The organism is Variovorax sp. GW821-FHT09D05 (assembly GCF_059416325.1).
Map to the genome: position 1 here is coordinate 39342 of NZ_JBWKOZ010000009.1, position 23276 is coordinate 62617.

Annotated in this window: 21 protein-coding genes; 11 read left to right on the forward strand and 10 right to left on the reverse strand. The window is 64.5% G+C overall.

The window, feature by feature from the left end; translation table 11 throughout:
- Together AC07O3_RS23770 and AC07O3_RS23775 are read right to left on the reverse strand one after the other, a co-directional pair.
- A complete protein-coding gene (locus tag AC07O3_RS23770; RefSeq protein ID WP_093177881.1) occupies window positions 1-432 on the reverse strand; it encodes a type II toxin-antitoxin system VapC family toxin in 432 nt (143 codons plus the stop codon).
- Window positions 419-655 carry an AbrB/MazE/SpoVT family DNA-binding domain-containing protein gene (locus AC07O3_RS23775; protein WP_093177883.1) on the reverse strand — a complete coding sequence of 79 codons (237 nt, stop codon included), beginning with the start codon at window positions 653-655 and terminating at the stop codon, window positions 419-421. Before AC07O3_RS23775 ends, AC07O3_RS23770 begins: the two co-directional genes overlap by 14 nt.
- Window positions 656-936: 281 nt before the next feature.
- On the opposite strand from AC07O3_RS23775, the gene AC07O3_RS23780 reads away from it, so the two are divergent.
- The 6 genes from AC07O3_RS23780 (at window position 937) to AC07O3_RS23805 (ending at window position 9874) form a co-directional block, all read left to right on the forward strand.
- Complete coding sequence (locus AC07O3_RS23780) at window positions 937-2430, forward strand: HlyD family secretion protein (RefSeq protein ID WP_495340484.1); 1494 nt, start codon at window positions 937-939, stop codon at window positions 2428-2430.
- 38 nt (window positions 2431-2468) lie between these two features.
- Entirely contained in the window at window positions 2469-3695 is a 1227-nt protein-coding gene (locus AC07O3_RS23785; protein ID WP_495340485.1) for a JmjC domain-containing protein, read from the forward strand.
- A 166-nt stretch (window positions 3696-3861) separates the two neighbouring features.
- Window positions 3862-4158, forward strand: coding sequence for a hypothetical protein (locus AC07O3_RS23790; RefSeq protein ID WP_495340486.1), 297 nt, complete (start codon window positions 3862-3864; stop codon window positions 4156-4158).
- Between the two features lie 286 nt (window positions 4159-4444).
- Window positions 4445-6517 carry a peptidase domain-containing ABC transporter gene (locus AC07O3_RS23795; protein ID WP_495340487.1) on the forward strand — a complete coding sequence of 691 codons (2073 nt, stop codon included), beginning with the start codon at window positions 4445-4447 and terminating at the stop codon, window positions 6515-6517.
- 412 nt (window positions 6518-6929) lie between these two features.
- Window positions 6930-8744 (forward strand): DEAD/DEAH box helicase, encoded by a 1815-nt coding sequence (locus tag AC07O3_RS23800; protein ID WP_440533855.1) that lies wholly within the window; start codon window positions 6930-6932, stop codon window positions 8742-8744.
- An 89-nt stretch (window positions 8745-8833) separates the two neighbouring features.
- Window positions 8834-9874, forward strand: coding sequence for an endonuclease/exonuclease/phosphatase family protein (locus AC07O3_RS23805; protein ID WP_495340488.1), 1041 nt, complete (start codon window positions 8834-8836; stop codon window positions 9872-9874).
- Between the two features lie 10 nt (window positions 9875-9884).
- Here AC07O3_RS23805 and AC07O3_RS23810 read toward each other — a convergent pair whose 3' ends face one another.
- From AC07O3_RS23810 to AC07O3_RS23830, 5 genes are all read right to left on the reverse strand, one after another.
- Window positions 9885-10955: an ABC transporter ATP-binding protein gene (locus tag AC07O3_RS23810; RefSeq protein ID WP_093058277.1), complete on the reverse strand. Its 1071-nt coding sequence runs from the start codon at window positions 10953-10955 to the stop codon at window positions 9885-9887.
- Between the two features lie 19 nt (window positions 10956-10974).
- Window positions 10975-11826, reverse strand: coding sequence for a carbohydrate ABC transporter permease (locus AC07O3_RS23815; protein ID WP_093058276.1), 852 nt, complete (start codon window positions 11824-11826; stop codon window positions 10975-10977).
- On the reverse strand, window positions 11823-12704 hold the full coding sequence (locus AC07O3_RS23820) for a carbohydrate ABC transporter permease (protein WP_093058275.1): 882 nt from the start codon (window positions 12702-12704) through the stop codon (window positions 11823-11825). The genes AC07O3_RS23815 and AC07O3_RS23820 overlap by 4 nt, the downstream gene beginning before the upstream one ends.
- A 43-nt stretch (window positions 12705-12747) precedes the next feature.
- Window positions 12748-14130, reverse strand: a complete 1383-nt coding sequence (locus AC07O3_RS23825) for an ABC transporter substrate-binding protein (protein ID WP_093078812.1) — start codon at window positions 14128-14130, stop codon at window positions 12748-12750.
- Window positions 14131-14241: 111 nt separating this feature from the next.
- Window positions 14242-14985: a FadR/GntR family transcriptional regulator gene (locus AC07O3_RS23830; RefSeq protein ID WP_093058273.1), complete on the reverse strand. Its 744-nt coding sequence runs from the start codon at window positions 14983-14985 to the stop codon at window positions 14242-14244.
- A gap of 149 nt (window positions 14986-15134) precedes the next feature.
- Here AC07O3_RS23830 and AC07O3_RS23835 point away from each other — a divergent pair, with 149 nt between their 5' ends.
- From AC07O3_RS23835 to AC07O3_RS23855, 5 genes are all read left to right on the forward strand, one after another.
- Window positions 15135-16871, forward strand: a complete 1737-nt coding sequence (locus AC07O3_RS23835; RefSeq protein WP_093058272.1) for an IlvD/Edd family dehydratase — start codon at window positions 15135-15137, stop codon at window positions 16869-16871.
- Window position 16872: 1 nt separating this feature from the next.
- Window positions 16873-17781, forward strand: a complete 909-nt coding sequence (locus tag AC07O3_RS23840; RefSeq protein WP_093078813.1) for a 2-dehydro-3-deoxygalactonokinase — start codon at window positions 16873-16875, stop codon at window positions 17779-17781.
- The gene (locus AC07O3_RS23845; RefSeq protein ID WP_093177894.1) at window positions 17778-18425 is read left to right on the forward strand and encodes a 2-dehydro-3-deoxy-6-phosphogalactonate aldolase; all 648 of its coding nucleotides are present in this window, start codon (window positions 17778-17780) and stop codon (window positions 18423-18425) included. Before AC07O3_RS23840 ends, AC07O3_RS23845 begins: the two co-directional genes overlap by 4 nt.
- A 28-nt stretch (window positions 18426-18453) precedes the next feature.
- A complete protein-coding gene (locus AC07O3_RS23850; RefSeq protein ID WP_093058269.1) occupies window positions 18454-19206 on the forward strand; it encodes an aldolase in 753 nt (250 codons plus the stop codon).
- A gap of 196 nt (window positions 19207-19402) precedes the next feature.
- The gene (locus AC07O3_RS23855; RefSeq protein WP_093078816.1) at window positions 19403-19717 is read left to right on the forward strand and encodes a hypothetical protein; all 315 of its coding nucleotides are present in this window, start codon (window positions 19403-19405) and stop codon (window positions 19715-19717) included.
- Between the two features lie 33 nt (window positions 19718-19750).
- Here AC07O3_RS23855 and AC07O3_RS23860 read toward each other — a convergent pair whose 3' ends face one another.
- From AC07O3_RS23860 to AC07O3_RS23870, 3 genes are read right to left on the reverse strand one after another with little or no spacing between them, the layout of a single operon-like run.
- The gene (locus AC07O3_RS23860) at window positions 19751-20458 is read right to left on the reverse strand and encodes an SDR family oxidoreductase (protein ID WP_495340489.1); all 708 of its coding nucleotides are present in this window, start codon (window positions 20456-20458) and stop codon (window positions 19751-19753) included.
- Between the two features lie 39 nt (window positions 20459-20497).
- The gene (locus AC07O3_RS23865) at window positions 20498-21919 is read right to left on the reverse strand and encodes an MATE family efflux transporter (protein ID WP_307617171.1); all 1422 of its coding nucleotides are present in this window, start codon (window positions 21917-21919) and stop codon (window positions 20498-20500) included.
- A 19-nt stretch (window positions 21920-21938) separates the two neighbouring features.
- Window positions 21939-23255 carry an MFS transporter gene (locus AC07O3_RS23870; RefSeq protein ID WP_093058265.1) on the reverse strand — a complete coding sequence of 439 codons (1317 nt, stop codon included), beginning with the start codon at window positions 23253-23255 and terminating at the stop codon, window positions 21939-21941.
- Window positions 23256-23276 lie beyond the last annotated feature (21 nt).

Consider the following 23276-nt stretch of genomic DNA (forward strand, 5'->3'; position numbering starts at 1 on the left):
TTATCTTTGCTTGGGTGAAATCAGTTTGAGCTTTGGAAAATAGGCCTTGTAGTGCGCCCTGTCGCGCGATACGAGGGTGCAACCCAGCAGTTGCGCATGCGCGCCGATGTAGAAATCCGGCAGCAGCGAAGGACACGTTCCGCCGGCCTTCCGATACTTGTGAAACGCCACTGTCGCGCCCCGCGTGGCTGCGTAGGGCAGATCCAGCCGCTCGTACAGCCGCGCAGGTAGTGCCGCGTCGGCATCGCGGTCCGAATTGAAGTATGCCGAAACCTCGGCATAGATCAGCGGGTTGATCGCCAGCTTACCCCGGTTCAGGCAATCGGAAATAGCCGCGACAGACCAATCCATCCATTTCGGATCTTCATGGATCACGTCGATCAGAACATTGCTGTCGATCAGGAAAGTTTCGGAACGTTCAACGCTCGCCACGCGTCATCTCCAGCCAGTCGTCGGCCGACAGGTCGAGCTTAGAGGTGGCACTGCCGCGCAGCAATGCAATCGCCTCTTCGGCAGGCGTATTCGTGCGCTTGATGGGCTTCACCACGATCTGCTTGTTGCGGTATTCGAACTCCACTTCGTCGTATGGCTTGAGGCCGGCAAGTTCGCGGATGTTCTGGGGGATGGTTACCTGACCTTTGGATGTGAGTCGCATGTTGCGCTGTAGTAATACCGGCAGGGTAAGAGTTTAACGCATGGTCGCGAACCGACCGTTCGACCAGTGACGCGGCCGTGGCATTCGGCGCTGCTATATTCGCGCCCATAGAGGTCGCCGCTCAACAAAGTGGCCGATAGCCCCGCCGGCAATTCCGGCGCGCTAATCGCTCATCAGGGAAGAGAAAAATGAAATTTACTTACGCTTTGACGCGCTTGCGGCTTTCGCCGCGGCGCCAGTCCCGCCCTCACTCGATTTCCGCACGCCCGTAGGCCAACGCCATGAGCCTGTTCCGCGCCGAGGCGCTGAACGTGGGGTCGTGCGCGTCTTACGGACCCATCGTGCTGGCGCGGCCTTGGCCGAGTTTGGTTTTAGTGCTGGCTGCCGGCCTGACGGCGCTGCTGATCTGCAGCTACCTGACGCTTGGCAGCTATACCAAGCGTGCGACTGCGGCAGGCCTGCTCGTGCCGACGAAGGGCACCATCCGCCTGCTTGCTGCGACGCCTGGCATCGTCACGCAAAAGCGCGTCGAAGAAGGCCAGCGCGTGCGGCAGGGCGAGTTGCTCTTCGTACTCTCCGACGATCGCCGCGCCGCAGGCGCGTCCGAGCACGCGAGACTTTCGGACGCGCAGGCAGCATCACTGACGCAGCGCCGCGACAGCCTGCTGCGGGCCGTCGGCACTCTGCGGCTACTGCGCGAGCAAACGCAGCAGGGACTGCGCAACCGCCTCGAGACATTGCGGGAGCAAGGCCGCCGCGTCCAGCAGGAGATCGAACTGCACGGGCGTCGCATCGAAGCCGCCACAAGGATGCTCGAACGCCATCGAACCCTCGCGCGCGAGCGCTTCATCTCCGAAGTGGCGCTGCAGGATAAGGAAGATCAAGTCGAAACGTTGCGCGCGCAATGGGTTGCCGCCCATCGCCAGAAGGCCGAGTTGACGAGCACGACCGTCTCGGTCCAAAGCGAGCTCAACCAGACCGCCGCACGCGCAGAAGCCCAGATCGCCGAGCTGGAACGCGACCTGGCCGCATTGGGCCAGGAAGTCGCCGAGGCGCGCACGCGAGACCAACTCGCCGTAACTGCGCCAATGGACGGCGTCATCACAGCGATCACCGCGCAGGTTGGCCAGCCGGCAGGCAGCCAAGCCCTTGCCACCCTTCTTCCGGCAGATGCGGAACTGGTTGCACAGCTCTTCGCGCCTTCTCGCGCCGTAGGGTTTGTCGAAGCCGGACAGCGGGTTCGCATCCGCTATCAGGCCTTTTCCGTACCAGAAGTTCGGACAGTACGCCGGCGTCGTCACCGAAGTGTCGCGCAGTCCGCTTCAGCCCGGCGAACTGAGCGCCGCATCGCCGCTCGCATCGGCAAGCCAGGAAGGCCTGTACCGAGTGACCGTGAAGCTCGAATCGCAGAGCGTCCTGGCCTACGGCAAGGCGCTGCCGCTGATGCCAGGCATGGCACTCGAAACGGATATCGAACAGGAGCGCAGACGGCTTATCGAGTGGGTGCTCGAGCCGTTGATCGGCTTGCGCAAGTACACCTTCTAGGCAGCACCAATGAAAAAGCAACTTCCGCTCTTTGTACCACCAGCTCGCCACGCGATCGACGCATCTTCGCCGCCGCCCGCCGCGCCGGAAGACGTTCAACGGCTTCAGAAGCCGCGATCGTTCGGGTTCACCGACCCGGGGAGAGCGAAGTCTCGACGATGAATGGCGACGTGCTCTCCAGAAAGCGGTTGCCCCAGTTCATCCGCTGCATCGCCGACACCGGCTGCTGAAGCGATCGCCGTTTTTTCTTTCAAGCAGGAGTTTCAAGATGATCGATTTCGGGGTTTCGACAGAGCGGTTCATCGAGGAGTACTACGAGAAACAGTTCTTCGTTCGCAAAGGCGCGCTGGCACACCGCCCAGTGACATGGAAGGACATCAACTCCGCCCTGTTCGCCTGGGATCCTCGTGATGGGTTGCTGCAGCTTTTCAAGGACGGCCCGATCCCCGTCGAGCACTACACCGAAACCTTTGTCGATCTCGCCATGCAGCGATCGAAGATCGTCAAGGACACTTTCTACGAACTCCTGCAAGAGGGTGCGACGCTGGTATTGAACCGGCTGGAGACGAAGTCGGAGCCCGTTCATGACCTCGCCATGGAGATTGCGCGCTTCGTTGGCGAGAAGGCGGTCGCCAACGGCTACGCCGCCTTCGGCGGCAGAGGCACCTTCGCGCAGCACTGGGACACGCATGACGTCTTCGCCGTCCAGTTGATCGGCCGCAAGCGCTGGCGCGTGTTCGCGCCGACCTTTGCGCTTCCGCTGCCGCATCAGAAGAGCAAGGAACACAAGCACGAATGCCCGGCGGAGCCCGTGTTCGACGGGTATCTGGAAGCTGGTGACGTGCTCTACATACCGCGCGGCTGGTGGCACGAGGCGGTTCCACTCGCCAGCGAAGAGACCTTCCATATCGCGGTTGGCATCCATCCGATGCTGATCAGGGACTACGTTGCGTGGTCGTGCTTCAAGACACTGCCTTCCGACATCGCACTGCGCCAGTCGATCAAGGCCGAACGAGACAACCTCGACGGCCTTGCGCTGGCGGCACAGGCTGCAGAAGAACTCTTGGTCAGCAAGACAAATCTTGCGGAGTTCAAGCGCGAGGTCTTCTCGAACGAGAGGGTGGTATCGCGATTCGCGATCGAAACATTGGGCAAACCCGGCGCATCGGGCGAGCCTCAAGGTCAGTTCAGATTGAACTCGGTCTACCGGACGGCTTCGCCCGCGTCGACAAATATGTACGTCAACGGCCAAGCCATTCGAATGGATGCGGCAAGCCAAAGGCACATCGCGAGCCTGTTCTCGCGACCACGAGCCTCGCTGGAGGAAATTTCGAAGTCCCCGGACCAACGCGAAAAGACCTCGGCGCTCTTGCAGCAACTGGCGGACAAGGACGTCATTTCGCCGGTCCCGGACTATCGAGTGGCAACGCGTTCAATTTTTCAACAACAATTTAAGGAAAATTCACATCAGAACCCAAAATACCAAGAAATATGAAAGATTATTCCCATCGCATTTACACGATTAATATTGCGCCACTATTTCTTCAATGATTTGCCATTGGAGCAGCAATACAAATATCGATATTAAGCGTGTTATTGGCTGCAAATTTCAATTGGATTTTTGCGAAATTATTTGCCCAATGGGCTTTAAAAAATAATTCTTGCAATTATACCCGCAGCAGGCATTACAGGAATTAGCGGCTTATTTTTCCGAAAATTTTCAAGCTCAACAAAGGAGTGATATGAGAGAACTCGTTATTGAAGACATGTCCTTGGTGAGTGGTGGCATGACAGAAAATCAGTGCATAGCCGGATTTGCTGCAGTTGGATTTCTTATAGGTGCTGCGGCAGGTCGGAGCTTTGTGACAGGAATCAATGGGGCAGCATTTGGAACGATTGTTGGAGGGCTGATGTGCAACGACATAATTGGGAAAGATTTAGACGGCGATGGTTATTAATGCTTTATCCATCACAATTCTCACTCTCGCATTAATTGCCTTTCTCTTCAAAGGCATATGGGTGAAAATTGCAGGAATCGGAATAATCGCCGTATGCATTCTCGCGATTTCTGGGCTATGGGATAAATTGCTCAGCTAATTCCTTGCAGCAGAAGACGCCCTGTGAAACGGAGCGCTCTTCTGCTTTTGAGGATTTATCGCCCTGCCTCCATCTGTTGCCCCGACCACAAAATTTGCCTCTGAGCCAGCCCTTATTCCAAGCATTCGATGAATTCGAATGTGAATCATGCCCTCCTACCTCCAATCCACCGCTACCGAATGCGCCGCCGCCTGCCTCGGCTATATCGCCGCTCACCATGGCCGCGTCTACGAAATGAGTGAGCTGCGCGCCAAATTCGCCGTCTCGATGCGCGGGATGGACCTGGGCGATCTCATGCAACTCTCCGGCACACTCGGTCTTCGCGCGCGGCCGCTGAGGCTGGAACTGGACGAAGTGCCACAACTGGCCTTGCCCTGCATCCTTCATTGGGACATGAGTCACTTTGTCGTACTGGTCCGATGCTCTCGCGGCAAACTGACGATCCACGATCCGGCTTGGGGCGAGCTCTGCATGACGCTCAAGGAAGCCAGCCCTCATTTCACCGGCGTCGCGCTCGAGCTCACACCCGCCCCCGAATTCGAGCGCAACGAACCCAAGACACCCATCAGCTGGCGTCAACTCGTCGGCAAGCTCCACGGCCTCAAGCGCAGCTTGGGTCAGCTCTTTGTGATGGCCGCAAGCCTGCAAGTGGTGCTGCTGGTCGCCCCACTGTTCACGCAATGGATCGTGGACGACGCCGTTGTTTCCGGCGATGTCGAACTGCTATGGCTGCTGGTCATCGGCTTCGGCCTGGTCACGCTGATCAAGGTAGGGCTCGAAGCGGCGCGGGGATGGCTGAGCATCGTCGCCTCGGTGCAGTTCGGCACGCAGTGGGCCGCACGGATCATGGGCCATCTCATGCACCTGCCTGCGCAATGGTTCGAGCTCAGGCACACGGGCGACGTAGTGTCGCGCTTCCAGTCGATGCAGAGCATCCAGCAGGCAGTCACGGGCAGGCTGGTGGAGATCCTGCTCGATGGCCTGTTCGCCGTCGTGACCCTGCTGGTGATGCTGCTCTACAGCGCCAAGCTTGCTGCCGTCGTCATCGCCGGCGTGCTCGCCTACGCGGCGATCCGCGTGCTGCCCCATGGCGCCTTTCATCGCGCGAGCGACGAGGTGCTGACGCACGACGCCAAGGCGCAAACCCATTTCCTGGAAAGCTTGCGCGCTATCCAGACGATCAAGATCGCGGGTCTCGAAGACCAGCGCGCTGCGCGCTGGACGAACATAGTCGTCCAGGCAACCAATCGACGGACGAGCACACAGAAGATGACGCTGGCTTTCGGCGCGGGCTACAGCCTGGTGTTCGGCATTGAGAGCATCGCAGTGCTCGGCCTGGGCGTGGCAATGGCGATCGGTGGCACGCTCACCGTGGGTATGCTGATGGCGTTCATTTCATACAAGGACGAGTTCTCCTCGCGCATGCAGCGCTTCGTCGACAACCTCATGGCCATTCGAATGCTGCGATTGCACGTCGAGCGGCTGTCCGACATCGTGCTTGCCGAGCCGGAGCAACTGCAAGGCGGAGTACCACGCTTGGCAAGTGCAGAGGGTTTTCACCCGACCATCACACTCGACAACGTCAGCTTTCGCTATGGGAGTGGCGCACCGTGGGTGCTTCGTCATGTGCAACTCGAAATCCGGGCCGGCGAACACGTTGCCGTCGTGGGCGCCACAGGCTGCGGCAAGACCACACTCGCCAAGATCATCCTGGGCCTTCTGACGCCGACGGAGGGCACAGTCCGGATCGATGGCGTACCTCTCGACCGATTCGGCATCGGTCATTGGCGCAGACAGATTGCGGCTGTCATGCAGGACGATCAGTTGTTTTCCGCCAGCCTGCAGGACAACATCGCCGCCTTTGACGAAACGATCGACCTGGCGCGTGTCCAGGTCTCGGCGACGCTTGCAGCAATCGACGCTGAGGTGACAGCCATGCCGATGGGCTATCACACGCTGAACGGCGACATGGGGAGCAGCCTGTCGGGCGGACAGAAGCAGCGCATCCTTCTGGCTCGCGCCCTGTATCGACAGCCTCGTGTATTGGTGCTTGACGAGGCGACCAGCCACCTCGATGTGGGTAAGGAAAGACAGGTGAACGAGGCCATCCGCGCCCTTCTCATAACACGCATCACAATCGCGCACCGCCCTGAGACGATCGCGATGGCCGATCGCGTGATCGATCTCACGGCGCTGCCGGCGTTGCCGCAAATCGCCTGAGAGACGCGACCGACGAGCGCAGCGCTCTTGAACTGCTGCCTAGCCTGCTCGATGTCCGTCGGAACGATGCCTGCGTGCGTTGGCCAGGCAGCACGGCGTCGACCTCGGCCAACCGATCCGAGCGCCGACAGGTGAAGCTCGGCGCGAGCCCATCCACGGCATGTTCATTTACCTGAGTCGGGCTTGGAGACAGGAAAACCCGACTCATGCGACAATAGCCACCGTTGCCGGGTCCAGTTGCCCGCAACACCGGCTCTCTGCCGGGGACGAAGAAAGCTCCATTTCAACCCTTTTGCGAGGGCGGACTTTCCGGCTCCCACCCCTGACCTTCATCTGCCTTGACTGGCTCGGCGTCAACAAGACGCCTGGCGGGCCGATGCCACTGCGCCGTGTATGGCGCTTATTGTTTCCAATGAATTTTGACGAACTGAAGCTGGCCCCCGCCATCTTGAAGGCTGTGCACGAGCACGGCTACGACACTCCCACCCCCATCCAGGCGCAAGCCATTCCCGCGGTTCTCGAAGGCCATGACCTGCTGGGCGGCGCCCAGACCGGCACCGGCAAGACGGCCGCCTTCACGCTGCCGATGCTGCACAAGCTCAGCATGAGCCGCAGCGCCACCAACAAGTTCGGCGGCACCGGTATCCGCGCCCTCGTGCTGACCCCCACGCGCGAACTCGCGGCCCAGGTCGAAGAGTCGGTGCGCACCTACGGCAAGTACCTGCAGCTCGACTCCACCGTGATCTTCGGCGGTGTCGGCATGAACCCGCAGATCAGCAAGCTCAAGAAGGGTGTCGACATCCTCGTGGCCACCCCCGGCCGCCTGCTCGACCTGCAGCAGCAAGGCATGCTCGACCTGAGCCAGGTCCAGATGCTGATCCTGGACGAAGCCGACCGCATGCTCGACATGGGCTTCATCCACGACGTGAAGAAGATCCTGGCCCTGGTGCCCAGGGAAAAGCAGAGCCTGCTGTTCTCGGCCACCTTCAGCGACGAGATCCGCGACCTCGCGGCCACGCTGCTGAAGAACCCGCAAAGCATCCAGGTCACGCCGCGCAACACCACCGTGCAGCGCATCACCCAGGTGATCCACCCCGTGGGCCGCGGCAAGAAGAAGGCGCTGCTCGCGCACATCATCAACGAGAACAAGTGGAGCCAGGTGCTCGTGTTCACGCGCACCAAGTTCGGCGCCAACAGCGTGGCCGAATTCCTCACCAAGAACGGCATCGAGGCGATGGCGCTGCACGGCAACAAGAGCCAGAGCGCGCGCACGCAGGCGCTGGCCGGCTTCAAGAGCGGCGACATCCGCGCGCTGGTGGCCACCGACATCGCGGCCCGCGGCATCGACATCGACGAGCTGCCGCACGTCGTGAACTACGAGATCCCGAACGTCAGCGAAGACTACGTTCACCGCATCGGCCGCACCGGCCGTGCCGGTTCGAGCGGCGAGGCCGTGAGCTTCGTGTGCCTGGACGAAGAAGGCTTCATGCAGGAAATCGAACGCTTCACCAAGCAGACGATTCCCGTGCAGATCGTCGACGGCTTCGGTCCTGAAGAAGGCGAACGCGCCGAACCCATCGCCATGGGCCGCCAGACCATCTGGGGCGGCGCTGGTCGTCCCCCGAGCCGCGACGTGATGCAGGCAGCCGCCAAGGCTGCCCGCACCGAGATGCTGCAGCGCATCCGCGAGAACAAGGCCGGCCAGGGTGCTGGCGGTGGCGGTGGTGGCGGCAATGGCGGCGGTCAGCGCCGCGGTGGCGGCCAGGGCGGTGGCGGTCAAGGCCGCAACGCCAACAACGGCGGCGGCCAAGGCCAAGGCCAGGGTCCGCGCGGCCAGGGCGCTCGCCCGCCGCAAGGCCGCGGCCCGCAAGGTCCGGCACGCACGCCGCACCATGCCCCGCAGCACCAACAAGGCCATCTGCCGCACGACGAGCGCCAACCGCGCCATCACGGCAACAGCCACAGCCCGACGCAAGCCAACCAGGTCGCGCACCTGCGCGCCGAGGCGGTCGCAGGCGGCGCCGGCCAGCCGGATCCGTTGCGCACGAGCGTCGACCACATGGGTGGCGGCCGCGGACGCGGTCGCCCGGGTGGCGGCGGCGGTGGTGGCTACGGCGGCAATCGTTCGGGCGGCGGTGGCCGTTCGGGTGGTGGTGGCGGCTACGGTGGCGGCGGTGGTGGCAACCGCTCGGGTGGCGGTGGCGGCGGACGTTCGTTCGGTCGCTGACATCCACGGGCAGAACACCTGCCCCGGAACATGAAGAAAGGGCACCTCGGTGCCCTTTTTCTTTGGTGCATCGGCACAATCGTTCCGCCATGCAATACATCCCACCCAACTACGCCACCCTCTTCGTAGCCACCTGCAACCTCCTCAATCTCGCGGCCCCGAACCGCGTGTACTACGAGAACCAGGACGCCTACACCGAGCGCGAGTACGAGCGAAAGATCGACTGGACCGGCGAGCGCTTTCATGCGCTCAATGCCGACGTGCTGGCGGTGCAGGAGGTGTGGGACGAATCGGCGCTGAAGGCGGCCATCGCGCGCAGCGGCCTGCGCTACGACTTCGTCTCGGTGCCCGGCGCCGAGAACACGCCACCGCCCGGCAGCCCCGAGGGCACGCCTGCGAGAACTGGCGCACAAGGCACGCCGCGCGTAGGCATCGTCACGCGCCTGATGGTGGACGAGGTCCGCTCCTTCGTCGACTTTCCGCCGGGCTTCGGCGTCGATGTGCCCGGCCTCGGTCCACACACACGCTTCGAGCGGCCTCCCCTGCTGGTCACGGTGCGCATGAAGCACGGCCAGCAGGTGCATGTGCTCACGGTGCATCTGAAATCCAAGCGCCCGAAGTTCCTGCAGGACGCGCAGGGCAACCACCTCGAGGACCGCGACGACCGCAAGATCGGCGTGATGGCGTCGCTGCGCTCGCTGCTGATGCGCGGCGCGGAGGCCGCAGCCCTGCGTTGCATCGTCATCGATCTGCTGCAGGGCACGAACGTACCGCTCGTGGTGATGGGCGACTTCAACGACAACCCGCACAGCGTGACGACGCAGCTCGTGGCGGCCACCTCCGAAGTGGCCTACGACAAGGCCGCGCGCGACGTGGCCTTGTTCAACGCCTACGAGATGCAGGGTGAGTCGGCGCTCAAGAAGGACGTGGCGTACTCGCACATCCACCAGGGCTTTCCGGATGTGCTCGACCAGATTCTCGTGAGCGAGGAGTTCGTCGCCAGCAGTCGGCACAGCCTTGGCGACGTGCGGCGTGTCGACTACTTCAACGACCACCTGCACGAAGGGCGCGACCGCTCGCGCTCCGACCACGGCTTCGTGCGCGCCCTGCTGCGGCTGCGCACGACCTGACCCAGGCGACTCAGCCCATGCGCCGGCCGGTCTGCCGGTCGAACATGTGCACGCTCTCGGCCTCGATGGCCAGCCGCACCGTGTCGTCGGGTCCGGCATCGACACGCCCATGCACCGCAAGCACCAGCTTGGCTTCGCCGACCTGCACCAGCAGTTCGGTCTCCGCGCCCGTGGGCTCGACCACGATCACCCTGGCCTCCACGCCGTGCGAGCCGCCGCCGAGCGTCATGTCGCCGGGCCGGATACCGTAGTGCACCGGCTGGCCGTCTGGCGCCGAAGTGCCGATGGGAACCGGCCAGCGCGCACCCTGCGACTCGACCCAGCAGTCGCCGCCCGAACGCCGCACCGTGCCTTCGATGACGTTCATCGACGGCGAGCCGATGAACTGCGCGACGAACAGGTTGTCGGGCCGGTCGTACAAATCCAGCGGGGTGCCGATCTGCTCGACGATGCCGTCGTGCATCACGACGATGCGGTCGGCCATGGTCATAGCCTCGATCTGGTCGTGCGTCACATAGACGGTGGTGGTCTTCAGCCGCTGGTGCAGCGCCTTGATCTCGGCGCGCATTGCCACACGCAGCTTGGCGTCGAGGTTCGACAGCGGCTCGTCGAACAGGAAAACCTTCGGGTCGCGCACGATGGCGCGGCCCATGGCCACGCGCTGGCGCTGGCCGCCCGAGAGCTCGCGCGGGTAGCGGCCCAGCAGCGCGTCGAGGTTGAGAATTTTTGCGGCCCTGGCCACGCGCTCGTCGGTCACCGACTTCTCGGCGTTGCGCAGCCGCAGGCTGAAGCCCATGTTCTCGCCCACCGTCATGTGCGGGTACAGCGCGTAGCTCTGGAACACCATCGCGATGTCGCGGTCCTTCGACTCGAGGTCGTTGACCACGCGGCCGTCGATGACGATCTCGCCGCCGCTGATGTCTTCCAGGCCCGCGAGCATGCGCAGCAGCGTCGACTTGCCGCAGCCCGAAGGCCCGACCAGCACGACGAACTCGCCGTCGGTGATGTCGAAGCCCAGGCCCTTGATGATCTGGACCTTGCCGAAGGATTTCTCGATATTGCGAAAGGATACGGATGCCATGTGTTGTCCCTGAAATCGTTCAGCTCTTGACGGCGCCGGCGGTCAGGCCGCCGACCATGTAGCGCTTGAATGCGTAATAGATCGCCGCGGGCGGCAGTGCGTAGATGAGGCCGGTGGCCATCAGCAGTTCCCACGGCGAATCGTCGGCCGACAGGAAGTTGCCCAGCGCCACCGCCAGCGTCACGCTCTTGTCGTTCGACAGCAGCAGGAAGGCATAGAGGTACTCGTTCCAGGCCAGCAGCAGCGAATACGTGCCAACGGCCACCAGAGACGGCACCATCAGCGGCAGGTACACGAGGCGGAACAGTTGCAGCGGCGAGGCGCCGTCCATGCGCGCGGCTTCGTCGAGCTCGTAGGGCAGCTTGTCCGACGCCTGCTTCAGCACCCAGATGCAGTACGGCGAGGCGATGGTCACCATCGCCAGGATGAGCGCCCACTGGCTGTTGAGCAGCCCGTAGTTGCCCATGGTCTTGTACATGGGCACGGCCAGGAACGCCGCCGGAATGAAGTACGTGAACAGCGCCAGGTTCATCACCGTGCGCCCGCCGCGCACACGCAGCCGGCTGATCGCGAAGGCTGCCGTGGTTGCCACGAAGAGCGTGATCGCGCCGACCGACACCGCGATCAGCAGCGAGTTCCACAGCTGCAGCCAGAAGTGGTCGAGGTAGAAGTGCTTCTGCTGGAACACGATGCGGAAGTTGTCCAGCGTCGGATTCTTGGGCCACAGGTGGCCCGAGGTCGCGGAGTCTTTCGACGAGATCGCGAACAGCACCATGTGATAGACCGGGATCAGCGTCCACAGCAGCACCGGAATGCCGATGAGCAGCAGCTTGGCCTCTGTCGCCACGGCCTTGGGGGTCCAGCGCTTCATTTCGAGAGCCTCTTCATCATGAAGTACACGAGCGGCAGCACAAGTGGCAAGGCCACCACGATGGATGCCATCGACAGGTCGACCTGGTCGAGCCGCAGGTAGCGGATGCCCAGCGTGGCGAGCACGTGCGTCAGGTCGGCGGGGCCACCACCGGTGAGCAGATAGACGCTGTTGAAGTCGCCCAGCGTCCAGATCATCGAGAGGATCAGCGATGTGATGTAGAGCGTCTTGAGCGCAGGCCAGCTCACGAAGCGGAACTTCTGCCACGACGAGGCTCCATCGACCGAAGCCGCTTCATATTGCTCGGTGGGAATGGCCAGCCGCCCCGCCACGAGGATGAGCGTCCAGAACGGCAGCGACTTCCACACATGCACCACCATCGCGAAGCTCAGCGCCAGCGCAGGGTCGTTGAGCCAGTTGGGACCATCAGCGCCGGTCAGGCGAAAGATGGTGCTGTTGATCACGCCCCACTCCGGGTTCAGCATGAAGCGGATCGACAGGATGGTCGGAATCGAGGGCATCGCCCACGGGAGGATGAAGATCGCCGAAATGATCTTGATCCACCAGCGAGACGTTACGAAGAAGCCCGAGAGCACCAGCGCCACGAGCATCTTGAGGTTGATCGCCACGACCAGGAAGATGGCGGTGTTGATCACGGAGCGGAAGAAGATCGGGTCTTCGACCAGCTTCACGTAGCTTTGCGGATGGCGGGCGAGCCAAAGCCCGTAGCCCACCGGGTACAGCACGAACACCACGAACACCAGCAGGTAGGGCACGACCATGACCGCGCCCCAGAACTGCCAGCGCGCATGCCGCGCCCCGAGATTGACGACAGGCGCCGGTGTGGTCGACGCGGCGGCGGTGGCAGTGGCGCTCATGGCATGCAGCTGCTGTTGTTGAAGGGTGCCGTGCGTGCGCGGCTTACTGCCCCGCCACCGTCTTGATGCGCGCGATCATCTCGTCCACGGCCTTGTCCACCGGCACCTTGTCGGTCACGACGCGGCTCATGGCCTTGGCCCAGACGTTCTCGTTGTTCAGCACGGTGAACTTGTAGTTCTTGGTGAATTCGAAGGTCACGGTGCCGGCGGCGTACTGGTTGTAGACCGAGAGGCGGTGCGGGTCGGCCTTCCAGAAGTCACGCTGCTGCGCGGTCTTGGTCACGGGGAACCAGCGGCCCAGCGAACCCTCGACGTACGGCGTCAGGTTTTCTTCCTGCAGCAGGAAGGTGACGAACTCCTTGGCACGGGCCTTGTTCTTCGCGTCCTTGAACACCACGCCGGTCTTCACGGCCGTGCGGTAGACCATCTTGCTGCCGTCGGGCTTGCTCGGAAAGCCTGCCGTGCGGATGCGCTCGGTGTAGTTCTTGCGCGCTTCTTCACGCTGCTCGGGCGTGAGCGAGGCGTTGTTCGAATCGTCGAGCCACTTGGCGGCAATGGAGATGGTCGCGTTGTGCGTCATCACGGTCGTCTTGTTGTGGAAGGCGACGTTGTTGTCCGGGTCCTTCCAGCTGGTGGAGGAAGGCGGCGTGCAGCCCTTGGTGTAGGGCGTGGTGTAGTCGGTCATGGCGCCGATCAAGCCGGTGCGCACCTTCGGGTCGTCGACTAGCAGCTTGCCGTTGTCGTCCACCAGCTTGACGTTGTAGGCGTCCATGAAGGTCAGGAACGAATAGAACGCATCGCTCGAATCAACGCCCATCGGCATGCCGATGCCGAAGTTGCGCTTGCCGCTTTCCTTGCGGCTGGCGGGCTGCACCTTGTCGCACCAGAACGACCAATACTCCTTCCAGGTGGTCGGGATGTCCGACTCCTTGAAGCCCGCCTCGGCCAGCATGTCGCGCCAGTACTCGATGTGCATCGTCTGCTGCTTGATCGGGAAGGCGTAGTAGGCCTTGGTCTTGGTCTGGTCGTTGTAGAGGTAGGTGGTCTCCAGCGTGTTGGGCGCGAAGCGGTCCTTCATGGGCGTGAGCACGCTGCTGATGTCTTCGAGCTTGCCGTCGTAGGCCCACTTGCCGGTGACCTGGAAGTCGTACACGTCGGCGTACGCCACGTCTGGCGGGCTGCCCGAGTCGAGCGCGGACACGGTCTTGGGGATCATGTCCTGGATCGGGTACTGCGACAGTTCGATCTTCACGTTCTTGTTCTTCTCCTCGAACTTCTTGATGGCGGCGAACAGCGCGTCGTCCTCCGCCTTGTAGAAGCCCTTGACCCACCATACGGTGAGTTTTTCCTGCGCGGCAGCGTGGCCTGCCGACAGCAGGCCCAGCGCGACCAGCGTCGGCGCAATCAGCGACTTGACGAGTTTCATGGTTGGTGTCTCCTTCTTCTCTTGGGTGGAATTTGCTCGGGGCGCGAGCGTAGGGTGAAAGAACCGGATGCGAACTGCGGACAAACGCGTAGACGGCGCCGATACGACCAGCTAACTGGCCTTGAGCCTGGGCGGTGGTCTGCTCAGGCGCGGCAATCGCCGGCGCGAGCCCAGCACGTCCTCGATGTCCTGGCGCGCGCCGTCGATGAGACGGATGATCGCGAGCTCCGCCCTGGCCGGGTCGTGCGCGATCACCGCGTCGAGCACCGCGCGATGCAGCGGCAGCGAAAGCGTGGGGCCGTCGGGCTTGGTGGTCGAAATCTCGAAGCTGGTGCGCAGCAGCGCGTTGAGCACCTTGCTCATCTGCGACAGCATGCGGTTGCCCGCGGCACTCAGCAGGCCGTTGTGAAAGCGCAGGTCGAAGGTGACGTAGTCGCCGCCGTTCTCCACGGCTTCCTTCATGCCCGCGAAGGCGCTTTCTATTTCCTCGATGTCGGTGGCCGTGGCCCGCTCGGCCGCGAGCCTTACTGCCGCCGGCTCCACCACGCGGCGCAAGTCCTGCAGGTCGCGCAGGAACTCGGGCGTGAGCCCCGCGCGCGCCTGCCAGGTAATGACGTCGGGATCGAACCAGTTCCACTTGTCCTTGGGCAGCACGCGCGTGCCGACCTTCGGCCCCGTGACGATCAGGCCCTTGGCCGCCAGCGACTTGATGGCCTCGCGCACCACGGTCCGGCTCACGCCGAGTTCCTCGCCGAGCACGGGCTCGGAGGGGATCGACGCGCCGATCGCATAGCGCCCCGCCACCACGGCTTCACCGAGGAGTTCGAGCGTGCGACCGTGGATGTTCTTGATCATGTGCGATGTGAAATCTGGTATCTCGCCGCTCGAAAACACTAAGGCTCCGGCGCATTGTTCACGCTTATCATATGATGATTGAAACGCTGGATCGGCAGGACAAACCCTGAGGGTCGAGCCCACGCATCGACAACAAAGAGAGACATTTCATGAGCACCGCCCCAAAGAAAAAACCCGGTGAACTTCGCAGCCAGCAATGGTTCGGCCGTCATGACCGCGACGGCTTCATCTACCGCAGCTGGATGAAGGGCAAGGGTGTGCCGCACGACCAGTTCGACGGTCGCCCGGTCATCGGCATCTGCAACACCTTCAGCGAACTCACGCCTTGCAATTCGCACTTCCGCACGCTCGCGGAGCAGGTGAAGATCGGCGTGTACGAAGCGGGCGGCTTCCCGCTCGAGTTTCCCGTGATGTCGCTCGGCGAAACGCTGCTGCGCCCCACCGCCATGCTGTATCGCAACCTCGCGAGCATGGACGTGGAAGAAAGCATTCGCGGCAATCCGCTCGACGGCGTGGTGCTGCTCATGGGCTGCGACAAGACCACGCCCGCGCTCATGATGGGCGCGGCCAGCGTCGACCTGCCGACCATCGGCGTGTCGGGCGGCCCGATGCTCTCGGGCAAGTGGCGCGGGCAAGAGCTGGGCTCGGGCACCGGCGTGTGGCAGATGAGCGAGCAGGTGCGCGCCGGCACGCTCAAGCTGCAGGAATTCTTCGAGGCCGAGAGCTGCATGCATCGCAGCCACGGCCACTGCATGACGATGGGCACCGCGAGCACCATGGCCAGCATGGTCGAGTCGCTGGGCATCGGCCTGCCGGGCAATGCGGCCTACCCCGCCGTGGACGGCCGCCGCAACGTGCTGGCACGGCAGGCGGGCAGGCGCATCGTCGACATGGTTCATGAAGACATGAACATGTCGAAGATCCTAACGCGCCAGGCCATCGAGAACGCGATCAAGGTCAACGCGGCCATCGGCGGCTCGACCAACCTCGTGATCCACCTGCTGGCCATTGCGGGCCGCATCGGTGTCGACCTCTCGCTCGACGACTTCGACCGTCTCGCCTCCGATCTGCCCTGCCTCGTGAACCTGCAACCCTCGGGCCAGTACCTGATGGAAGACTTCTGCTACGCAGGCGGCCTGCCGGTAGTCATCAAGGAGATCGCCGAGCACCTGCACAAGGACATCCTCACCGTCACCGGCCAGAGCCTGTGGGAGAACGTGAAGGACGCCGAGAACTACGGCCCGCAAGTCATCCGCACGCTGGCGGAGCCCTTCAAGGAGAAGGCCGGCATCTGCGTGCTGCGCGGCAACCTCGCACCCAACGGCGCCATCATCAAGCCCAGCGCGGCCACGCCCGAGCTGCTGGTGCACAAGGGCCGCGCGGTGGTGTTCGAAAGCGCCGAAGACCTGCACAAGCGCATCGACGACGAGAACCTCGACATCGACGAGCACTGCATCATGGTGCTCAAGAACTGCGGCCCCAAGGGCTACCCCGGCATGGCCGAAGCGGGCAACATGCCGCTGCCGCCGAAGGTGCTGCGCAAGGGCATCACCGACATGGTCCGCATCAGCGATGCACGCATGAGCGGCACGGCCTACGGCACAGTGGTTCTGCACACCGCGCCCGAAGCAGCCGCGGGCGGCCCGCTGGCGCTGGTGCAGGACGGCGACATCGTCGAGCTCGACGTGCCGAACCGCAAATTGCATCTGCATGTGAGCGACGAAGAACTGGCCGAGCGCCGTGCGAAGTGGGTGGCACCGAAGGCGCCGCTCGATTCCGGTTACTGGAAGTTGTACGTCGATACAGTTTTGCAGGCTGACCAAGGGGCTGACCTGGCCTTCCTGCGTGGTCGCCGCGGGGCATTCGTGCCGCGCGACAATCACTGAGATGACAAGACTGGTAGCAATCGACTGGGGCACGAGTTCACTGCGCGGCGCACTGCTGGATGCCGGCGGCAAGGTGCTGGAAGAACGCAGCGATGCGCGCGGCATCCTCACGGTGCCCGAAGGCGGTTTCCCCGCCGTCTTCGAGACGCTGTTCGGCGACTGGATGCGCCTTGAGGGCACGCGCTGCCTGATCTCCGGCATGGCCGGCAGCAAGCAGGGCTGGGTGGAAGCGCCCTACTGCGCCTGCCCTGCGGGCCGTGTCGAAGTGGGCCGCAAGATCATCGACATCGATGCCATTCCCGGAGCCCGCATCGCGATCGTGCCGGGCCTGAGCGACGAGCACGCCGGCGTGCCCGACGTGATGCGCGGCGAAGAGGTGCAGATCTTCGGCGCGATGGAGCTCACCGGCCTGAGCGAAGGCGTCTTCGTGCTGCCCGGAACCCACAACAAATGGGCCACGGTAAAAAAGGGCCGCGTCGCGGGCTTTCGCACCTACATGACGGGCGAGTTCTATGCGCTGCTGAGCCAGCACTCGATCCTGGCGCGCATGCTCGATGCCTCGGCGCCGCTCGACGAAGCCTCGTTCCTCGAGGGCGTGACCCGCTCCGAGAACGGACACGGCCTGCTGCACAACGCCTTCGGCACGCGCACGCTCGCGCTGTTCGAGCGCATGCCGAAGGAAGAACTCGCGAGCTACCTCTCGGGCCTGCTGATCGGCGAAGAGTTGCGCACGCAGTCGCTGCAGGCGGCCGGCGAGGTGATCCTGATCGGTTCGTCTGCCCTCACCCAGCGCTACACGCTGGCCCTGCGCGCCACCGGCGTCGCCACGCGCACGCTGGGGGCCGAAGCCACCTGGGCCGGGCTGCATGCGCTGTCCGGCTTTCTCGATTCCGACAGAATTCCCGCATGAGCACCCCCACACCCCTCGACAAATTCGGCGCCGCGATGCGCGAGCTGCCTCTGGTGGCGATCCTGCGCGGCCTCACGCCCGCCGAGGCAGCCGATGTCGGCGACGCCATCGTCGAGCCCGGCTTCCGGCTGCTCGAAGTGCCGCTCAATTCGCCTCAGCCGCTGGAAAGCATCGCGCTGATGCGCAAGCGCTTTCCGCAGGCGCTGGTCGGTGCCGGCACAGTGCTCGGCGCGCAGCAAGTGCGCGAGGTTCATGCGGCCGGCGGCGAGCTGATCGTCTCGCCCAACTTCAACGCCGAGGTCATCGCCGAAGCCGTGCGGCTCGGCATGGTCTGCCTGCCGGGTGTGATGACGCCGACCGAGGCCTTCGGCGCGCTCGCGGCCGGCGCCACCGGGCTCAAGCTGTTCCCGGCCGAGCTGGCTTCGCCCGCCGTGGTGAAGGCGCTATTGGCCGTGCTGCCGGCCGGCACGCCGGTGATGCCCGTGGGCGGCATCACGCCCGCGAACATGGCCGAATGGCGCGCGGCCGGCGCAGCCGGTTTCGGCATCGGCTCAGCGCTCTACAAGCCCGGCAAGCAAGCCGCGGCGGTGCGCGACGATGCGAAGAAATTCATCGCGGCCTGGACGGGCACAACCCTCGCCTGATCTACGCCCTTCCTCCGCAACAAGAAAAATGGAGAGCCCCTCGATGTCCGCCGATGCCACCTACGCCAGCCCTGCCGTCCGCAAGCTGCGCGAAGACCTCGCCCTGGCCCTGCGCGCCGCCGCCCATCACGGGCTGTCCGAAGGCGTCTGCAACCACTTCAGCGTGATGCTGCCGGGCGCGCAAGACCGCTACCTCATCAACCCGCGCGGGCTGCACTGGAGCGAGATCGGCCCCGACGACATCGTGCTGATCGACGTGCATGGCGAGGTGCTCGCCGGGCGCCATCGCGTCGAGCCCACAGCCCTCTTCATCCACGGCGCGGTGCATCGCATCACCGGTCATGCGGTCGTGCTGCACTGCCACATGCCGTACGCCACGGCGCTCACGATCACGGTCGACCGCGCGCTCGACCCGACCGCGAGCCAGAACGCCATGCGCTACATGAACCGCATCGCCGTCGACGCCGAATACAACGGCCTCGCGCTCGACGACGCGGAGGGTGAACGCATCGCCCGCGCCATGGCGGGCAAGGACGTGGCTTTTCTCGCGAACCATGGCGTGATCGTGGCCGGCGGCAACATCGCCCACGCCTACGACGACCTCTATTACCTGGAGCGCGCCTGCCTGCACCAGGTGATCGCGCAGTCGACCGGGCGCCCGCTGGTGCCGGTCAACGCGAAACTGGCCGCGCACGTGGCGGCGCAGATCCAGGGCGAGCGCGAGCAATCGGACCTGTTCTTCGAAGCCCTGCGCCGCATGCTGCCCGCCCCGCGCGGCTGAACTTCCGGCCGATACGGCCAATGGCCTATCCGCGGGACATGTTCCGCGGTGCAAACTCCATTCACAATTGTGTCTTGGCCTTGCTACGTCCTGCGCGCAAGGCGCTTACAGCTCTTCATCCGATTTCGCTCCAGCCTTACACCAACTTCACACAAGGCCGCGAGGATGGGGCTTCCAACCACAACCGGGGGATCACATGAAACAGCTTTCTTTTGCATTCGGCGCCGCGGCCCTTCTGTCGCTGGCCACGCTCACCGTTCCGGCCCAGGCCCATGCGAGCGGAAACTTCATCCAGGCGCAGGTGTATGTCGTGCCCGCACCGCCGCCTCCGCGCCGCTACTACGCACCGCCGCCTCCGCCGCGCCACTATTACGGCCCCGGTTATCGCCGCGACGGCTACTACGACCGCCGCTGGGATGACCGCCGCCACCATGGCGGCCGCCGGGACAACGACGGTGACGGTGTACCCAACCGTTACGACCGCCGGCCCAACAACCCCTATCGCTATTGATGAAGACCCGGGCCGCTTGCCCGGGTTTTGCGTTCAGGCTGCGGAACCCGCATAGGGCGGCGTCGCGCTCGACAGGGTCTGCTTGAGCTGCCGCGAGACTTCGTCCGCCAGCACCTCGGGCTGCCTCGCCTCAATGCCCGCCAGCGCCTGGCGCGCCACGTCGTCCGGCGAAGACTTGTCGCCTTGCACATGCGCTGCCATGTCGGTGTCCATGTAGCCCACGTGCAGGCTCGTGACCTGCGTGCCCTGCCCGGCCAGTTCGTTGCGCAGGCCGTTGCTCAGCGACCAGGCCGCCGACTTGGTTGCGCTGTAGGTTGCCACGCTCGGGAAGGTGGTCCAGCTCAGGGCCGACAGCACGTTGATCACACCTCCGCCGCCGTTGGCCGCGAGCACGGGCGCGAAGGCCTGCGTCAGCGCCCAGGGGCCGAAGAAGTTGGTTTCGAATTCGGCGCGTGCGGCAGCCAGCGCATCGGGCGAGCCGAGGAAGCTGGAGCCGCGCGAGATGCCCGCGTTGTTGACGAGCAGCGTGACGTCGCCGCACTCACGCACGGCCACTTCGATCTGCGCGGGCTGCGTCACATCGAGTGCCACCGGCATCACGCCGGGCAAGGTGATGCTCTTGGGGTCGCGCGCCGCGCCATAGACCTTGCGTGCGCCTGCTGCCAGCGCTGCCTTCGCAAAGGCAAGACCGAGGCCGCGATTGGCGCCAGTGATGAAGACCACGGAGTCCTTGATTTTCATGATGAGTCTTTCGTTGATGGAAATCGTTGAAAACTGTTCTCAAGCCTGCGCCACGCGCCGCAGCAGGCCGCTGGTGGTGCGCGGCCAGCCCACGCGGCCGAACCAGGCGCCGCCCGCGATGGCCGATGCGATCACGATGCCGTACACCACGAGTGCCACGCCCTGCGCCGCGAACACGCCGGTGAGCCCGCCGCCCCAGCGCAGCGCCAGCCAGCCGCCCGTGCCGGCAACCGCCAGGCGCGCGATGTTGCCCAGCACCGGCCACAGCAGCCGCCCCGCGCCCTGCGACGCGAAATACAGCACCAGCCCGACACCGAAGAAGCCATACAGCGGCCCCACCACGCGCAGGTAATGCGCGCCGGTTTCGAGCATGGCCGGGTCGTTGCCGAACAGCAGCAGCCACGGGCGCGGGAACAGCGCGGCCGCAATGCCGATGGTCTCGGTCAGCGCAAAGGCCAGCGCCGCGCCGGCCCAGGTGGCACGCAGCGCACGCTCGCGCTGCCCGGCGCCCATGCAGGTGCCGACCATCGCCACCAGCGGCGCGCCCAGCCCGAACACCAGGGGCACCAGCAGGTATTCGAGCCGCGAGGCCGTGCCGTAGCCGGCCAGCGCACCCGAACCGAAGTGCCCCGTCAGCGCGGTGGCAATACCGATCGACAGGTTGGTCGCCACCGTCGACACCGCGCCCACCAGCCCGATGCGCAGGATGTCGCGGAACAGCGGCCAGCGCAGCTTGAGCGCGGCCAGCGTGGGCCGCAGCAAACTGCGCGGCGAGCGCAGGTAGATGATGAGCGCGATGGAACCCAGCAGGTAGTACAGCAGCAGCGCCATCGCGCCGCCCGCGATGCCCATGCCCGGCAGCGGCCCGACGCCGAAGATCAGCAGCGGCGACGCCGGAATGAGGAACACCACGCCCACCACCGTCACGTTGGCCGGCACCGACATGTTGCCGGTGCCGCGGATGATGGCCGAGAGCGAGTTGAAGAGCCACACCAGCGTCGCGCCCGCGAACACCCAGTTCGAGTACGTGAGCGCCGCGTCGAGCGCGGGCCCGGTGCCGCCCATGATTCCGTACAACCAGCGCCCGCCCAGCAGCAGCGCCAGCGTGAAGCACAGGCCGAAGCCCAGTGCGATGACGATGGCGTGCCACACCAGCGCGTCGGCATCCGCGCGGCGGCGTGCGCCGAGCGCACGGGCGATCGACGAAGCGATGCCGCCTCCCATCGCGCCGCTCGATGTCATCTGCATCAGCATGACGATGGGGAACACCAGTGCCATGCCCGCGAGCGCATTGGTGCCGAGCTTGCCGACGAAGTAGGTTTCGATGAGGCCGACAGAGGCCTGCGCCACCATCACCAGCACGTTGGGTGCAGCAAGGCGCAGCAGCGTGGGAACGATGGGGGCTTCGAGCAGGCGGCGCGTGCGCGGGTCGAGTTCAGTGGCGCTGTTTGGAGCGGTCATGGCGGGAACCTTGGTGCGTTCAGGCACGGGCCGCGGCGGAAGGCGTGACCGGCGAGCCGGCCTTCGCCGCCGGGCGGCGGATCATCATCACGATCAGCGCCGCCACCAGGCAGGCCGCGCCAGCCGCGTAGAGCGCCGGTGTGTAGGTCAGCAGCAGCGTGCGAGCAAAGCCGGCGCCGTAGGCAGCCGTGGCGGCGCCCAGCTGGTGCGCGGCAAAGACCCAGCCGAACACCAGGCCCACCTTGGCGGGGCCGAAGGCGGCGCCCGCGAGCTTGACGGTCGGCGGCACGGTAGCGATCCAGTCGAGGCCGTAGAACATCGCGAAGATGCCCAGGCCGTAGATGGTGAATTCCGAATGCGGCAGCCAGAACAGCGACAGCCCGCGCAGGCCGTAGTACCAGAACAGCAGCTTGCGGTTGTCATAGCGGTCCGACAGCCAGCCCGAGAGGATGGTGCCGACGAAGTCGAAGGCGCCCATCATCGCGAGCACCGAGGCAGCGGGCACCGCGCCCATGCCGTTGTCGCCGCACAGCGAGATGAAGTGCGTCTGCACGAGTCCGTTGGTGCTCAGGCCGCAGATGAAGAAGGTGCCGGCCAGGATCCAGAAGGTGCGGTTGGTCGACACCTCCTTCAGCACGCGGAACGGCGTGGCGAAGTTCATCGCTGGCGCGGCGGCGGCCGGCGCTGCCGGCTGCGTGCCGGGCAGTTCACCGTAAGGCAGCAGGCCGATGTCCGAAGGCCGGTTGCGCATGAGGCACAGCGCCAGCACGCCGATGAGGATGCTGCCGATCACGATCGGCACGATGGCCGAGCGCCAGCCCCAGTGTTCGATCATCCAGGCCGCAAACGGCAGGAAGGCCAGCTGCCCGGTCGCAGAACTGGCCGTGAGCATGCCGATCACCAGCCCGCGCCGCGCGACGAACCACCGGTTGGCCACCACCGCGCCGAGCACCAGTGCCGTCATACCGGTGCCCAGGCCCAGCATCAGGCTCCACAGCACGAACAGCTGCCACAGCTGCGAGGCCATGGTGACCAGCGCCATGCCCATGCCGACGAGCGCCAGGCCGGTGCAGATCACCGCGCGCAGGCCGTAGCGTTCCATCAGCACCGCGGCGAATGGGCCCATGAGGCCGAACAGCGCGAAGCGCAGCGCAAGCGCCGAGGAGATCTGCTCGGTGCTCCAGCCGAACTCCTTGCCCAGCGGCTGCAGCATGGCGCCCGGCAGGCCCAGCGCGGCCGACATGGTCAGCATGGTCAGGAAGGTGATGGCGGCGACGATCCATCCGTAGTGGATGCCGCGGCGCTGGAGCCATGCGGAAACGGGGGTGGCGAACATGGGACCTCTGCTGTTGGAATG

Coding starts and splice junctions, on each gene's coding strand:
- AC07O3_RS23775 (WP_093177883.1), bottom strand. CDS start 655: ATGCGACTCACATCCAAAGGTCAGGTAACCATCCCCCAGAACATCCGC.
- AC07O3_RS23780 (WP_495340484.1), top strand. CDS start 937: ATGAGCCTGTTCCGCGCCGAGGCGCTGAACGTGGGGTCGTGCGCGTCT.
- AC07O3_RS23785 (WP_495340485.1), top strand. CDS start 2,469: ATGATCGATTTCGGGGTTTCGACAGAGCGGTTCATCGAGGAGTACTAC.
- AC07O3_RS23795 (WP_495340487.1), top strand. CDS start 4,445: ATGCCCTCCTACCTCCAATCCACCGCTACCGAATGCGCCGCCGCCTGC.
- AC07O3_RS23800 (WP_440533855.1), top strand. CDS start 6,930: ATGAATTTTGACGAACTGAAGCTGGCCCCCGCCATCTTGAAGGCTGTG.
- AC07O3_RS23805 (WP_495340488.1), top strand. CDS start 8,834: ATGCAATACATCCCACCCAACTACGCCACCCTCTTCGTAGCCACCTGC.
- AC07O3_RS23810 (WP_093058277.1), bottom strand. CDS start 10,955: ATGGCATCCGTATCCTTTCGCAATATCGAGAAATCCTTCGGCAAGGTC.
- AC07O3_RS23815 (WP_093058276.1), bottom strand. CDS start 11,826: ATGAAGCGCTGGACCCCCAAGGCCGTGGCGACAGAGGCCAAGCTGCTG.
- AC07O3_RS23820 (WP_093058275.1), bottom strand. CDS start 12,704: ATGAGCGCCACTGCCACCGCCGCCGCGTCGACCACACCGGCGCCTGTC.
- AC07O3_RS23825 (WP_093078812.1), bottom strand. CDS start 14,130: ATGAAACTCGTCAAGTCGCTGATTGCGCCGACGCTGGTCGCGCTGGGC.
- AC07O3_RS23830 (WP_093058273.1), bottom strand. CDS start 14,985: ATGATCAAGAACATCCACGGTCGCACGCTCGAACTCCTCGGTGAAGCC.
- AC07O3_RS23835 (WP_093058272.1), top strand. CDS start 15,135: ATGAGCACCGCCCCAAAGAAAAAACCCGGTGAACTTCGCAGCCAGCAA.
- AC07O3_RS23840 (WP_093078813.1), top strand. CDS start 16,873: ATGACAAGACTGGTAGCAATCGACTGGGGCACGAGTTCACTGCGCGGC.
- AC07O3_RS23845 (WP_093177894.1), top strand. CDS start 17,778: ATGAGCACCCCCACACCCCTCGACAAATTCGGCGCCGCGATGCGCGAG.
- AC07O3_RS23850 (WP_093058269.1), top strand. CDS start 18,454: ATGGAGAGCCCCTCGATGTCCGCCGATGCCACCTACGCCAGCCCTGCC.
- AC07O3_RS23855 (WP_093078816.1), top strand. CDS start 19,403: ATGAAACAGCTTTCTTTTGCATTCGGCGCCGCGGCCCTTCTGTCGCTG.
- AC07O3_RS23860 (WP_495340489.1), bottom strand. CDS start 20,458: ATGAAAATCAAGGACTCCGTGGTCTTCATCACTGGCGCCAATCGCGGC.
- AC07O3_RS23865 (WP_307617171.1), bottom strand. CDS start 21,919: ATGACCGCTCCAAACAGCGCCACTGAACTCGACCCGCGCACGCGCCGC.
- AC07O3_RS23870 (WP_093058265.1), bottom strand. CDS start 23,255: ATGTTCGCCACCCCCGTTTCCGCATGGCTCCAGCGCCGCGGCATCCAC.